This window comes from Streptomyces sp. IMTB 2501 (assembly GCF_001953885.1).
Lineage (GTDB): Bacteria > Actinomycetota > Actinomycetes > Streptomycetales > Streptomycetaceae > Streptomyces.
Genome location: NZ_MQUS01000010.1, coordinates 85,966 through 99,851, shown reverse-complemented (window position 1 = coordinate 99,851; position 13,886 = coordinate 85,966). Strand labels below are relative to the sequence as shown.

9 protein-coding genes are annotated in these 13,886 nt (G+C 68.4%); 2 read left to right on the top strand and 7 right to left on the bottom strand.

Translation table 11 applies throughout. The annotated features are described in order from the left end of the window. Positions 1–45 precede the first annotated feature (45 nt). The 4 genes from AV521_RS18995 to AV521_RS18975 all read right to left on the bottom strand — a co-directional run bounded on the left by AV521_RS18995 (position 46) and on the right by AV521_RS18975 (position 7,481). On the bottom strand, positions 46–1,191 hold the full coding sequence (locus tag AV521_RS18995; RefSeq protein WP_143658623.1) for a hypothetical protein: 1,146 nt from the start codon (positions 1,189–1,191) through the stop codon (positions 46–48). A 1,650-nt stretch (positions 1,192–2,841) separates the two neighbouring features. Continuing rightward, the gene (locus tag AV521_RS18990) at positions 2,842–3,615 is read right to left on the bottom strand and encodes a class I SAM-dependent methyltransferase (protein WP_076089658.1); all 774 of its coding nucleotides are present in this window, start codon (positions 3,613–3,615) and stop codon (positions 2,842–2,844) included. A gap of 515 nt (positions 3,616–4,130) precedes the next feature. Continuing rightward, entirely contained in the window at positions 4,131–4,787 is a 657-nt protein-coding gene (locus AV521_RS18980; RefSeq protein WP_256725607.1) for a DedA family protein, read from the bottom strand. A gap of 228 nt (positions 4,788–5,015) precedes the next feature. Then, a complete protein-coding gene (locus AV521_RS18975) occupies positions 5,016–7,481 on the bottom strand; it encodes a transglycosylase domain-containing protein (RefSeq protein ID WP_076089656.1) in 2,466 nt (821 codons plus the stop codon). A 239-nt stretch (positions 7,482–7,720) separates the two neighbouring features. On the opposite strand from AV521_RS18975, the gene AV521_RS18970 reads away from it, so the two are divergent. Further along, a complete protein-coding gene (locus AV521_RS18970; RefSeq protein WP_076089655.1) occupies positions 7,721–8,101 on the top strand; it encodes a BlaI/MecI/CopY family transcriptional regulator in 381 nt (126 codons plus the stop codon). A gap of 76 nt (positions 8,102–8,177) precedes the next feature. On the opposite strand, the gene AV521_RS18965 is transcribed toward AV521_RS18970, so the two are convergent. After that, positions 8,178–9,089, bottom strand: coding sequence for a M56 family metallopeptidase (locus AV521_RS18965; RefSeq protein WP_076089654.1), 912 nt, complete (start codon positions 9,087–9,089; stop codon positions 8,178–8,180). 18 nt (positions 9,090–9,107) lie between these two features. Beyond that, positions 9,108–9,242 carry a hypothetical protein gene (locus AV521_RS50940; RefSeq protein WP_256725606.1) on the bottom strand — a complete coding sequence of 45 codons (135 nt, stop codon included), beginning with the start codon at positions 9,240–9,242 and terminating at the stop codon, positions 9,108–9,110. Positions 9,243–9,531: 289 nt separating this feature from the next. Between AV521_RS50940 and AV521_RS18960 the strand changes: the two genes are divergently transcribed. After that, positions 9,532–11,145, top strand: a complete 1,614-nt coding sequence (locus AV521_RS18960) for a glycosyltransferase family 2 protein (protein ID WP_076089653.1) — start codon at positions 9,532–9,534, stop codon at positions 11,143–11,145. 12 nt (positions 11,146–11,157) lie between these two features. Here the strand turns inward: AV521_RS18960 and AV521_RS18955 are convergent, their stop codons facing one another. Then, entirely contained in the window at positions 11,158–13,365 is a 2,208-nt protein-coding gene (locus AV521_RS18955; protein ID WP_218639356.1) for a bifunctional glycosyltransferase family 2 protein/CDP-glycerol:glycerophosphate glycerophosphotransferase, read from the bottom strand. Positions 13,366–13,886: the final 521 nt, after the last annotated feature.

The window sequence follows — 13,886 nt, the reverse complement described above, 5'->3', positions numbered from 1 at the left end:
CCTGTTCAGATACCGATGCCCGACTCCACCCCGACAACAGCGTTGTCACCAGCCGTGACCGCCGCTGTTGTGGACCAGGGCCAGGCCGGCGGTGGCCACCATGAGGAGCCGCGACAGGCGGACGGGGCAGAACAGTGCCGCCAGAGCGCAGGCGACAGCCGCGTACCACGGCATCGACCATGGAGCCGCGATGATCCAGGCGAAGGAGAGCACGAATGGCACGGTGACGACGGCAGGGGCCCCTGTGGGGACGTGCCGGTGAAGCACCAGGGCAAGCCCGAGCATCAGCACCGGCCACAGAACACTGACACTCGCCGCGGCCGCGCCACTCCCGATGACAGCGGCCGCAAAGTCTTCGAACACAGCCCAGAATGAGGGCCGTGACACCATGTGCGAGGCCTTGGTGAGCGGGTCCAAGGCATGCAGGCCGTAAATGCCGTAGAGCACTGCCAACATCAGCGCGGCCGCGCCCACCACGTCGGCAGCCCGCCGCCAGTCGCCGCGTCGGAGCAGCAGCCAGAGCACCCCGACACCGAGCAGTGCAGCACTGATCTTGATGCCGCAGGCCAGGCCGACCAGGCCTCCGACGGTCAGGTCCCGGCGCCTTCCGGTAGCGCCGCGCGCCAAGGCGACGACGCAGACTGCCAGCACGGCGACGACGGTGTCGAGGTGCCCACCCCCGACCAGCACGCCGATCAGCAACGGATTGGCACCCCAGAGGAGCGCGGCCCGGACCGGATCGTCGGCCATCCGCATCAACAGGAAGCCGGCGGCCAGAAAGGCGGCCGCGTTCGCGAGCATCAGTACCCATATCGTCAGCCACGGCTGGTTGCCGCCCACGAATGCGGCAGCAGCCTGCCACCACGTGGCGACCGGTCCGTACACCGACGGGGAGTTCCGCCAGGCATCGCCGACCAAATGCGCGTAGGCTCCGCCCAGTTGGGCAGGGGTCGTCACATACGGATCTCCACCGAGTGCCGCGATACGGCCGTAGGCGGCGTAACTAGCCGTATCGGAGGAGCCGACCGGGGTGAGATTCGCGAAGAGGAGCACGGCCAGCGCACCAGCGCGGAACAGAGTTCGGGGATCGGGGCTCCAACCTCGGCTGTGAGCATGGAGCAGACCGAGCGTCCCGAGACACGACAGCACGGTGGCGACAGCGACGGCCACCTCGGAGACGGTGCCGGACATGGCGGGCAGCCGGAGCCAGGTGATCGGCGCCCTCAGCGTGTTCGGGTTGGGCGCGCTCGCACCGACCAGCCCGTACAGGAAGACACTTGCCCCCGCCATCCACAACGCGGCGCGCGGCCGTAGGCGGCCGTCACTCGTCCGAGCCGCGTACGCGACTGCCCTGCCCCGGGCTACAGGCCGCAAAATCCATTCGTTGTTGTCAATCGTCAAGATCGGCCTCTGGGTAGTACTCGGGTCATGGCTCTTTCACACACGTGTCGCCCTCACCAATGGCCGCACCACGCCCGTCGATGACTGGCACCGCGCCGCCCTTCCAGACGGTCAGCCGTATCAGCTTGCACAAGTACGCGTTTGTGGAGGTACTCGTAAGGCCGCGCTACCTGGGTGATCTTCCGATCGTCCAGGGGCACGGACCTGATCACCGCATGGCAGGGGTCTGTCCCCGCTTCCAGGTCGGGCCAAGACCGAACACCTCGCGTGCCTCGTTCAACACGGCGCGCTCCCGCTGCACCGTTGTCGTCGGCACAAAGCATGTGACGCAGGACGCCACGAACTCCGCGGCGAGCGTTGTAGGGCCGATCCTCATGTTGTCCACATTGCGTCACATAAGATCGCCGTACGCGAAGTGTCCGGGAAAGCCCGGTGTCGGCAGGCAATGCCAGACTCGACGCTGCCCACGTCACGAGGGCATGGCCGTGTGAGCGAGGCCGTCGGCGTGGGCTGCCGCTTGTGTCGTGTTCCCTCGACTGCCAGACGGCGAGGCAGGGCCTGGCAGTGACACGCGCTCCACTCCGGGAATTCGCACTGATATTCACAGGACTGCCCCGGATCGCGCGCGTCGCCCCAGTCGCAGGGCGGCTCCGTTCACCTCCGCCCGAAGGGGCGAAATAAGCGACTGGCAGCCCAATTGGCGCCATCGTCCCGCAACCACAGGCGACTGCGGCCTTCGCTGGTATCTGCACGTCGCGTACTTGTCCCCTTGTGACGGCCTTTGCTGTTTCACGCCCGACCCGCACGACACTACAACGGAAGCCCGAAACTCTCGGATACGGGGACAAGCCTGATCACCCAGCGCCAGGTTCCTACGCCTGTGCCTCCAAGTCACCATGCTGTAAGGACTGATAGCAAACTCAGAGCCGCGACCGGCAGAGCGCAGCGTCCACCTTCTCAACGGTGGCCGACGAGAGGCAAGGATCGTGGCCACGGCCCGGAAGTTCTTGAGCCTGTTGATCGTCCGCTCGACCTCGCGTGGGGCGATGCCGCCCCGCCCCTCATCCCGGTCATCGAACGCATCCGCGTCGGCCGGCCGAAGGACGGACACCCGCACACCCGGCCCGACCACCTCGGCGGCGAGAACGCGCACTCGTCCGCCGTAACCGTCGCCACCTACGACGACGCCAGATCAAGCACACCGTCCCCGAGCCGAAGAATCAGCGGGCCAACCGGCAAGCCCGTGGCAGCGAGCGCGGCGGCCCCGCCGGCTTCGGCATGAGGATCCGCTAGCGCGGGAACGAAGTGGAGCGGACCACCAACACTCAGAAGAACTTGCGGGCTGTGGTCGCGAGGTTCGACAAACGCGCATCCGTCTTCCACGGCAGCGTCATCGTCGCCTTGGTCCGGCTCTGGACCCCGCCCGTGATCCGCGACTGGCTAGTCGTCCGAGCCGGTAGCCGACGGCGGTACCTCGACGACGAAGAACAGGAAGTTGGTTTTGGTCGACAGATCATGGAAGCCGTCGGGGAACAGTTCACGGGCGGCCGGGTCGGGCTGCGGCTCGCTGATGACGGCAAGGGAGAAGCCGGCGGCGGTGAAGGCATCGGTCATCGCATGCAACGGCCTGCGCCAGAACCTCATCGGGTAGGGCTGCCCGTTGAACGTCCAGTCGAAGGTATAGCTGGTGGTCGCGAAATAGTCGGGTCGAGGATCCTCGATCGTGTAGGCCACGAAAGGGTGGTCCACCGACGCGATCAGCCGGCCGCCGGGCCTGAGCACTCGCCGTATCTCAGCCAGCGTCGGCCCCCAGTCCTCCAGGTAGTGCAGGACCAGCGACGCGACCACGTCGTCGAACGCACCGTCGGCGAACGGCAGACGGTCGCTCAGGTCGACCAGGTGCAGGGCTACGTCGTCACCGAGCCGCCTCCTGGCCAGCGCCAGCATCCCGGCGCTGGCGTCGATGCCGGTCACGATGGCACCGCGGTCGCGCAGTGCGGCGGACAGGGGGCCGGAGCCACAGCCGGCGTCCAGGATCCGGCGACCGGCCACGTCTCCGGCGAGGGCCAACATCGCGGGCCGCGCGTAGTACGCGTTCACGAGGTTGTTCTCTGTTTCCGCCGAGTACGCCTCGGCGAAGCTGTCGTAGTCATTCGCCTGAGCCGGATCTGCAGGCTGGGCGCTGCTCTCGGGCACGTCGGTTAAGCGTTCCATCGTCGCAGCCTACTGGTCACATGATCCGCCGGACAGAACTCAGCGGGCCAGGATCCCTGCCGCACGGGACACCTGCCTGGGCGAAGGCATCCCTCAGGAGGTCACTCTCGACTAACCGCGCGGACGCGTCGAGCCCATCCCTGTCGATGAGCCGGTGGGGCGGATCACTGAACTGCCACAGGAAGCCGAGGTCGTCGCGTACTGCCGCGTCCAAGCCGGTGCGGCCGCTCGCCGACCGGGCACGGCATGATCAGCGCCCTTCCGCCGGATCCCGGGCCTGTCCGCGGACCGGCCTGTCTGGACTACGGCGCCGCCACGGCCGTCGACCGGGGTGCAGCCGAAACGGTACTGCCCACATCTGACCAGCGTTCTTCCGCGCCCCCTGTCAAAGGGGCTTGGAAGGGGCGCGGGCGCAGGTCGCCGCCCTGATCGGCATCAACGTCACGGACGCTACGCCTGTCCGGCATCCGACCGGGACCAAGAGGGCATGTCCGCCTGGGACATCGCACGACCCGCTACGGCCGACGACCATTGGTTCGGCGGGCACGCACCCATTGGACAGCGGGGGGCAGCAGGCCGAGGGCGACGACCGCGGCGATGGCAGGAGCCAGGTACACCGTTCCCCGCCGCCCGCTCTCGCCGAGTGCGTAACCGGCCAAGACCAGCGACTGTGACCAGGCGAGTCCGGCGATCGCCTGCCACAGGATGAAGGACGCCGTCGGCATACCCAGCAGCCCGGCTGCTGGATGAACCAGGGTCCGCACCACCGGCACGAACCGCCCCAGCACCACCGCCCGCCGGGGTCCGTACCGTGTGAACAGTTCCTCAGCTCGCCGCATGCGGGCCTGCCCCTGTCCCTCCGGCCGACGCAACCGAGTCGACCGCCCTCCACGTCGGCCCAGCCAGAACCCGGTCTGCGCCCCCGCGATGGAGCCCACCCCCGCACACAGCAGCACCAGCGGCAACGGCAAACGGGCTGTACCCAGCGTGCTCAGCGAGCACGCCAGCCCGGCCGGCAGGAGCAGCGTGTCCCCGGGCAGGAAAACACCGAGGGCGGGCAGTCCGGTCTCGGCGAAAACCACCACCAAGACCGCCCAGGCTCCGAACCTCGCCAGCATCGCGTGCGGATCCAGTGCCAGCATCCCTGCGACGGCCATGGGACCTGGTGTCATCGGTGACTCCTCCCCCTCTGCGCACCCCTGCACTCACCCTATCTCCTACATCTTGTAGTAGATCAGCTGTCGGTGCCGCCGCAGTTGAGCTGGGGACAGCAGTGAGCGTTGCGGGCAGCCGTGACGTATGTGTGACGGGCGTCCAGCGCTGGTGCTGGACGCCCGCCTTACTCCTGCTGAAGAGAGTCGGTGAAGCCGTGAGCGGCGTGCCTTGGCCCGGCCGCCGTTTTACGGATGCCGGCCGCGGTGGGTGGATGTAGGGGTGGGAGGGGGCGTGGGTGAGGTGCCGCCGCCGGTGGTGCCGCCCAGCAGACCACCGTCGCCCGCGCCGCCGGTCAGGCCGCCGTCGGTCCCACCCGTGGTAGTCGCTCCGGAGGTGTCGGTCGGGCTCGGGCTCACGCAGCCCTTCTTCCGGTGATGGCAGTCACCGGGGGTGGGACTCGGCGTGGCCGGGGTGGCCGATGGGCTGCTCGCGGTGGGCTTGGGCGTGGCCGTCGGGGTGCCGAATTCGTTGGCGCCCTGGCCCAGCGAAGGTGCGGCCGGGAACTGGCGTACGGGCTGTCCCTGGAGGGCGGCGGTCATGTAGCCCGTCCACACCTCGGTGGGCATGTCGGCGCCGAAGACCTTGGAGAAGCCGCCGACGCCCTGCATCGACTGCAGGCCGGCGTTCTTCGGATCCTCCTTGAACATGCTGACCGCCGTGGTCAGCTGGGGGGTGTAGCCGATGAACCAGGCGGACTTGTAGTCGTCGGTGGTGCCGGTCTTGCCGGCCACCGGGCGGCCCAGGGCCTGGGCGTTGGTTCCGGTTCCGCTCTTCACGACACCTTGCAGGACGTCGGTGACGGTGTCGGCGGTCGAGGAAGGCATGGCAGCGGTGCCCTTCGGCGCATCGAAGCCGGGCAGTTGCCGGCCGTCGGCGACGACCTTGGTCACCGAGTACGGCTCGTGCTGGACACCCTCGTCGTCGAAGGTGGCATACACGTCGGCCATGCGGATCGCCGACGGAGTGGAGGTGCCGATGTAGAAGCCGGGGGTGTCGAACTGAAGGCTCTTGCGCAGCAGACCCGCCTTGAGGGCCTCGCCCTCCACGTTGTCGTAGCCGACGTACTCGCCGAGCTGGACGTAGGGGGTGTTGACCGACTGCTCCATGGCCTTGCGCAGGGTGATGTAACCCCACTTCGTGGGCACGTCGTTGCGCTGGTGGAGGAGCCCCGTGGGGTCGCCCGGGTCCGGCATCTCCTGGCCCTGCCGGTTCTTGATGGTGATGCCGTCGTTGCCGTTGAACTTGGAGTCCGGGGTGATCGGCGAGGCCTGCTGGCCCGGGGACAGGACGGCACCGTGGTCCAGGGCGGAGGCCAGGTCGATCGGCTTGAAGGTGGAGCCGACCGGCACACCGGTGGCGTCCGCGTTGTCCGTCCAGTGGCCCTTGTTCCAGCCCGCGCCGCCGTACAGCGCCACGACCGCGCCGGTGGACGGATCGATGGACGCCGCCCCGACCTGGACGTCCTTGTCGGCCGAGCGGTGTTGCGGGTCGAGGTGCTTGTGCTCCATCGCCGCGACGGACGCCGACAGCGCGTTCACCCTCTTCTTGTTGAAGGTGGTGTAAATCTGATAGCCGCCGTGGCCCAACTGCTGGTCCGTGAGGGATGTGTGGGCTTCGACGTACTTCTCCGCGGTCTGCACCAGGTAGCCGGTCTGGCCGGACATCCCCGCCGACGGAGCGTAGGACTTGGGCGTCGGGAACCCGGCGTCCAGGTACTGCTGTTCCTGCGCGGCGGTGATCTTGTTGATCCTGACCATGCGGTCCAGCACGTACTTCCAGCGCGCCGCGGCCTGGGCCTTGGCCTGCGGGTCGCTGTCGGCGTGCATCAGCAGGCTCGGCTCGTTGACCGTGGCGGCGATGAAGGCGCCCTGGCTGACGGTCAGCTGGGAGGCGTGCTCGTGGTAGTAGGTGCGCGCCGCGGCCTCGATGCCGTACGCGTCGCGGCCGTAGTAGCAGCTGTTGAGATAGCCCTGGAGGATCTGCTGCTTGGACATCTGGCCGCCGATCTTCAGGGAGATCATGATCTCCCTGAGCTTGCGGGTGACCGACTGGTCCTGGCTGAGGTAGGTGTTCTTCACGAACTGCTGGGTGATGGTGGACCCGGACTGCACCTCGCCACCGGTGGCCATGTGGTAGACGGCGCGCAGCATGCCCTGTGTGTCGACACCCGGGTCGGAGTAGAAGGTGGCGTTCTCCGCGGCGAGGAAGTCCCACTGCACCAGCTTCGGGACCTGGGCGAGGTCGACATTCAGCCGGTTGGTCGACCCCTGCGTGGTCATGACCGAGCCGTCCGACCAGTAGTAGGTGTTGCTCTGAGCCTGTGTGCTGGGATTAGCGCTGGGGATCGTCGTCGTGGCGTAGGCGTACCCGAACAGGCCCACCAGGCCGCCGACGAACACCAGGAAGGTGCCGAGCACCTGCTTCCACGAGGGCAGCCACCGCCGAAGGCCGTGCTTGTCCGCCCGCGGGTAGTCGATGAGGCGGCGCCGGCCGGAGCGACCGGCCTGGGCACGCCGAGTGTCCGCCGCGCGGCGTCGCCGACCGCCGTCGCCCCGGGCAGCCCTGCGCGCCTCGGCCCGGCCGCCATGCGGCACGCCGCCCGAGCCGGACGGCCCGGTCCTCCCCGACGTCCGACGTCGGTGTTCACTCATACTCGCCACTCCTCGGCCAGGCGCGAGCCCACACACCGCCGCGAAACCGATCGTGCCTCGTCACCGTGGGTCGCGACAGGGGACCTGACCTGCGGGCGGACTGATGCTCCCGGAAAGCTACTACGTCTTGTAAGACTAACCAGTGCTCGATGCGTGCCGGAACCGGCCCCCCTTGGCAAGGCCCTACGGCGCGTAGGATCGGGCATGGCGCGAGCGCGGGAGGAACGGGAGGGTCGGGCATGGCTCAGGACAGCGGTGGCGAGCACGCCGACCGCAGAGCTAGCGGGGCCCTGGAAGCCGAGATCATGGCCGTGCTCTGGAGTGCTGCGGAGCCCATGACCGCAAGCGCCGTCCAGAGTGCCCTGGCACCGGGACTCGCCTACAAGACCGTACTCACGGTATTGGGCCGGCTGCACACCAAGGGGATGCTGGAGCGCGAGCGCGTCGGTCGAGCTCACGCCTATCACCCGCGCCAGGAAGCGGCCCGCGTTTCCGCCGAGCAGATGAAGACCGTGTTGGAGCGCGGCCACGATCGCGCAGCCGTGCTGCAGCGCTTCGTCGAGACCCTCGACCCCGCGGACGAAGCCGCGCTGCGCGCTCTGCTCGGCCCGGACGCATAGCACCCCGGTGAGGAACACCACGGATCAGACATTCGCGTTCCGCGCCGTGCACACCTGGCAGTTGCCGGGGTCGCCCTCAGGACAGGTGCAGAACGCGCAGGCAACGGGCCAGGTCGCAAGTGACTTCGGCGAAGGCCAAGCAGGTCAGGGCGGTGACGGCCACGGCGGGAAGGGCCGCGCCCCAGTGGTTGTTCGGGCGTTCGGCCCGTAGCGCACCGACGCGCACAGTGACCCTGTACCGCAGATAGGCCAGGACTCCCTGCGGCTCATGTGTGCCGGCGGCATCGGCGGTCGCCAGCGCGGCACGGATCAGGGAACGGGCCGCCAGCGGGCGGCTGCCGGTCGTCCGCGCGGCTTCCTCATCCGCCCAGCGTTCGATGTGGAAGGTGATGTGATCGCGCACCGACCCCAGCATCGGGTTGCAGGCGGCCGCCGCGTCGGCGACCGCTGCGTAAAGATGGTGTCGGTGAAGCAGGTGGGCACGTTCGTGGGCGAGCAGCACAGCCAACTCGTCGGCAGGCAGAGCGCGCAGCATCGCGGTGGTCACCACGACTCTCCGCGGTCGCCCCGGCAGCGCGTACGCGTCCGGCCGGTCCGCCTCGACCACGGCCAGGTCACCGGCGGCGGGCCGTCTCCTCAGCGGGGCGAGCGCGCGCAGCGAAGACCATCGGCGCCGTACGACCGTAAGAGCCCGGAGCAACCCGCCCATCAGCAGTCCGCCGGCCACCACCCCCATGACGTCGGGAACCGGGTCATAGCGGGCCAGGGCGGCGGGGCTGCTGTGTGCCTCGTCCTGGAAAGCATCGGTACGTCCCAGCCCACCCACTGTCAGGACAGTCAGACCCCACACGGTGGCGGCCGCCGCGATGATGCTCATCCCTGTCAGTGCGCGCACCAGGGCAGCCGGGGCCAGATGGCGTGCCAGGCGCGGGCCGAGGAACGCGAGTGCGGCCGGGGCCAGGAGGAGGAGGTAGACAGTGATGCGCACATCAACTCCGGGCAGCCTTCAACTCCGGACGTCGCGCAATGCGCGCAGCGCCACCTCGTCGGTGGGGACGAGGCCGTCGACCGTCCTGTGCGCCCGTTCACTGGCCGCCCTGTCACCGGGCCACTGCGTCGTCGTCCACTGGGCCATGGTCATGCTCTCGTCGACGTCCGCTCCTCGCCCTCGGCGCTCCAGTACAGCACGGCTACCAGCCTGTTTGACGCACGTCGGGTAAGACCTCAGTTAGTTCTGCAATCCGTGGCATCCAGCTACGCTCCGGCTTCAGCTGGTCGGGGAGCCAGTGCGGCATCATGCCGCACACGGTGCCGGACGCCCGTCAGCGTGGTCCCACATAATGTAGGAGTTCATCGGGTCCCGCCCACCGGCTCCTCTGCTCCGTCAACGGCGGAGGATGCCTGCCACGACCGCACGAATGGGAGCAGAGTTGTCCAACGCGAACGATGCGGCGGTTACGGTGGTGGTCATCGCCTACAACGACGCGGAGCACGTCGCGGAGGCGGTCGCCTCGGCTCTCGCACAGGGCGATACGGTCGGCGAGGTCGTCGTCGTGGACGACGCTTCCACCGACGACACACCTCACGTACTGGGACAGCTCGCGGCCAGCGAGCCGCGGGTGCGCGTCGTACGCCGTGCCGCCAACAGCGGCGGCTGCGGCACCCCGCGCAACGACGGTATCGACGCGGCCCGCCACCCGTGGCTCGTGTTCCTCGACAGCGACGACGTGCTTCCGCCGAAGGCTGTGGACACGCTTCTCGCCGGCGCGCTCCGGCATGGCGCCGATGTGGCGGCAGGCCTGTGCGTTCGGCGCGAGCTGCCCGGGGGACGTGAAATCCCCTGGCAGGAACAGTTGTTCACGACGGAGTCGGTGCACGACGGGGTGGCCGGGCGCCCGCAGACGCTGTGGGACACACTGTCGGTGAACAAGATCTACCGCCGTGACTTCCTGGTGTCCCGGCGGATCCGTTTCCCCGACGGCGCGGCGCACTACGAGGACTTCGTGTTCACCGCGCGTGTCTACGCGGCCGGGCCGCGCTTCGCCGTCACGCCCGAACCCGTCTACATCTGGCATGTGCGCTATGGCACCGGCCAGGCTTCGATCTCGCTGCGCCGGGACCGGATCCAGAACTGGCAGGACAGGGTCACTGCCCATCAGCAGGTGCTGGAGATCATGCGGGACAGCGGCGACCAGGATCTGCTGATCGCCGCGCAGACGAAATTCCTAGAGTTCGATCTCCCTGTGTACCTGCGCGAACTGCCGCAGCGTACGACGGAGTACCAGGACGCCTGGTGGCGGATCGCCCGTGAGCACGTGGGCGCCTTCGAGGCGGAGGCCGTGCGCCGGGCCACTCTCGCTGCCCGCTGGCGCACCGAGGTACTGCTCGGACGCGAGCGAAAAGCCGCGGGCACCCGGAGGCTGGCCGAGTTGGCGGCCAACCCGCCGCGGCTGACGCCGCCGTACGCTGGTGACGCTCGGCGTCCGCTGTGGGACGAGGCGAGTTCCGCCCCCGAGGGAACGGACGAGATCGTGCTCGACGGTCTCGCCGACGCCCCGGTCGCACTGCTGCCCTTCTACGTTCTCGGGAACGTGGGTGCGGGTCGCCGGCTCGTGCTCGAACTACGACTGGCCGACCTCTACGGCAGGACCGCGCATGCCGGCCCGGAGCGGGCGACCGTCGAGTTGCGGCACCGGGTGACGGGCGCGGCACACCGGTACGAGGCGGCGTGGGAAGCCGAGCCAGGCGGACACGGCTGGCGCGCCGTCGTCACTGCCGACGTGGCGGCGCTCTGTGAAGGCGGCACGATCACCACCTGGGATGCCTGGGTGACCCTGACCTTCCGGGACGGCGAGTCGGCCACGAGGCCGCTTCGTGCGGGATCCGGCCTCAGGCGGCTGGTACGGATGGGCCGTCGGGGACGGGTGCTGCTGCTCCAGCCGTACGCCACCAGCAGTGGCTGTCTCGCCGTGCGTGTCGCGGATGGCCTTTCCGGGTTGCGCCGCGTGGTCGTCGGACGCGTCATCCGCCGCGTGCGGAGTTGAGCGGCGACGACGTCAACTGCCCGCCGGTTCCGTCCCGTTCGCATTGACCGGCTCTCCCAGGAAGACGCTGCGCACCACGCGCTCGGCCGCGTGTCCGTCGTCGTAGGGGCAGAAGCGTTCCCGGAATTCGGAGCGCCTCTTGGCCACGCGCGGCCCCGTGTACTCGCCGCTGAGGAAGATCTCGGCGAGTTGCCCCTGCGTGGTGGCGACCACTCCGGGTGCCTCGGCGAGCAGGTCGAAGTAGACGCCTCGTGCGCGGCGGTACGTCTCCCAGTCGGGCGCGTAGATCACGATCGGCCTGTCCAGTGCGGCGTAGTCGAACATCACTGAGGAGTAGTCGGTGATCAGCACATCGGCAGCGATGCACAGGTCTTCGATCGACGGGTGGGACGAAACGTCCACGACGCCGCGCGACGGGGCGGTCCCAGGGGTGTCGAAGTAGTGCGAACGCACCAGTAGGACATGGTCGTCGCCGAGCTGATCGGCGAACCGCTGCACATCGAGCAGAGCCGCCGTCTGGTCCTGGTGGTCGCGGTGGGTGGGCGCATAGAGGACAGCGGTCTGTCCACGGACGATGCCCAGTTCGCTCCGCACGCGGTTCGTCTGGTCGAGCGAGGCGTTGACCAGCCGGTCGACGCGCGGATAGCCCGTCTGAAGTACCTCGTAGCCGCCGGGGTAGACCCTGGTGAACACCTCGGTGGTGTGCGGGTTCGGCGAAACCAGGAAGTCCCATCGCCCGCACTGCTCCACCAGCCGGTCGAAGTTCATGCCGCGTGCGGCAGCGGGGTGGTCCCGCAGATCGGTTCCCATCTTCTTCAGGGGGGTACCGTGCTGCGTCTGCACCAGCACCGCGCCCCGCCGTTTGGGCAGCTCATAAGGGAAGTTGACGTTGTTGACCAGGTACTTGGCCCGCGCCATGGTGCGCAGACACCGTGCCGATCCGTCCACCACGTACTCGACCCCCGGCGGGATGGACCCCGTCCGGTCCTTGGCGACCACCCACACCCCTCGGATGCCGGGCGTGAGCTCGCGGGCCTTCTCGAAGACGGCCGCCGGATTGCAGGCGTAACCGCGGCTCCAGTAGGCGGCATAGACGGCGAGACCGTCATCGACGGGAAGCAGCAGGCAAGCACGGTAGTAGGCCCGCCGAAGCGCCGTTGCCGCCAGCCGGGGTACCCGCCGTGCCGCACGGCGCGCCCGGCCGAGGGCGGTACGAAGCGTGAGACGGAGCCGGTTCACCGGTTCCAAGGCCGCGTACGCGGGATAGGCGCCGCGCTCCACCAGCCGGTACTGCAGGCCGCGCAGCCCGGACGGGTGGGAGTAGTCGCGCGGCCGGAATCTCCGGAAGTGTTCCGACGCCTTCCGGAAGAAATCGCGCCGCATGTTCTCGGGCACGAGTCCGGGCTCGGCGAGCACCGTCGCCGCATGGCGTACGGTCCGGTCGAACACCGCCCTACGGAAGGGCTCGGTGGTCTCGGCCTCGCGGTCGATGAAGGCGAAGATCCGCTCGTACTGGCCGAAGAGATCGAAGTGCTTCGGGCTGGAGGTGTTGGTGATCGCTCCCGCACGCCCGCGCCGGTAGTGGTAGCAGACACGGTCGAGCATGCTGAGCCGGCGCGCGGCGAGCAGGACGGGGTAGGTGACGGAGATGTCCTCGTAGTACCCGTGCCCGAACTCCAGGTCCAGGCCGAGCAGGAACTCGCGGCGCAGCACCCTGCTCCACGCGGTCATGATGAGGTCCAGGGTGCCGGGGCGCTCGGCGAGCGTGAACGTCTCGGGGGCGTCCCGGAAGAGATGAGCACGCACATTGCGCTCCACGCCTCCGTCCGGGTCGACGAGGGCGTGGTCGACGAGAAGCACGTCGGGCTCGGTCCGCTTCAGCCGCTCTGCGACCGCGGAGAGTGCTCCGTCGGTCAGCCGGTCGTCGCTGTCGACGAACCACACGTAGTCGCCCCTGGCTCGCGCCAGTCCCTCGCTGCGCGCTCGGCCGAGGCCGACGTTCTGCGGCAGGTGGACCACGCGCAGCCGCTGGTCTTGGGCCGCGTACTTGTCGAGCAGGGCACCGCTGCCGTCAGGGGAACAGTCGTCCACGGCCACGACCTCGATACCCTGAAAGGACTGCGACGCCCCGAGGACCGAGTCGAGACACTCCGGCAGGTACTCCTGCACCTGGTAGACGGGCAGGACGATACTGATGAGCACTTCTTCGGACGGCTGCACGGCCGGGGTATCAGTCGTTACCACATGGCCTCCAGACAAATGTCGGTGTGTATGTGTGTCCCGCTCGGACCGGGTTCAGCCGATGCCAGGGCTTCCCTCTGCGTTCCCGGAAACCTCGTCGCGCGCCTCGGCGCAGTGGGTCGCTGTGCCGAAGGCGTTGATGCCGTACCGCCCGGCGGCCCGCGCCATCATGCCGGACCCGATGCGGCGGCGCCGATCCGATGACGGCGTACCACCGCACCCGCGAGGCCATCCCATGTCATTCCTTGACATGAAAGGGCAGACCATCCTAATCAGCGACACACCAAGGCATCCCTTCACGGAGAAACGCGGCAGGTTCTCGAACACACGGTAGTCCTACGCAATGTAAGACTACTAGTGCGGTCGGGCCGGGCGAGACGAGCGATCGAATCGGAGATACCGAAAAGCGGTGTCATCACGCTTGAAATTCGACCAAAACACCACTCAAAAAGGGGAGTACCGCCCGGGGATTCAGTCACACTCATCGATCAGCTCTGCTC

Bases quoted from the DNA above. Each gene is read 5' to 3' on its own strand.
- AV521_RS18990 (WP_076089658.1), bottom strand. From the start codon at position 3,615: ATGGAACGCTTAACCGACGTGCCCGAGAGCAGCGCCCAGCCTGCAGAT.
- AV521_RS18995 (WP_143658623.1), bottom strand. From the start codon at position 1,191: ATGTCCGGCACCGTCTCCGAGGTGGCCGTCGCTGTCGCCACCGTGCTG.
- AV521_RS18980 (WP_256725607.1), bottom strand. From the start codon at position 4,787: ATGACACCAGGTCCCATGGCCGTCGCAGGGATGCTGGCACTGGATCCG.
- AV521_RS50940 (WP_256725606.1), bottom strand. From the start codon at position 9,242: ATGACCATGGCCCAGTGGACGACGACGCAGTGGCCCGGTGACAGGGCG.
- AV521_RS18975 (WP_076089656.1), bottom strand. From the start codon at position 7,481: ATGAGTGAACACCGACGTCGGACGTCGGGGAGGACCGGGCCGTCCGGC.
- AV521_RS18970 (WP_076089655.1), top strand. From the start codon at position 7,721: ATGGCTCAGGACAGCGGTGGCGAGCACGCCGACCGCAGAGCTAGCGGG.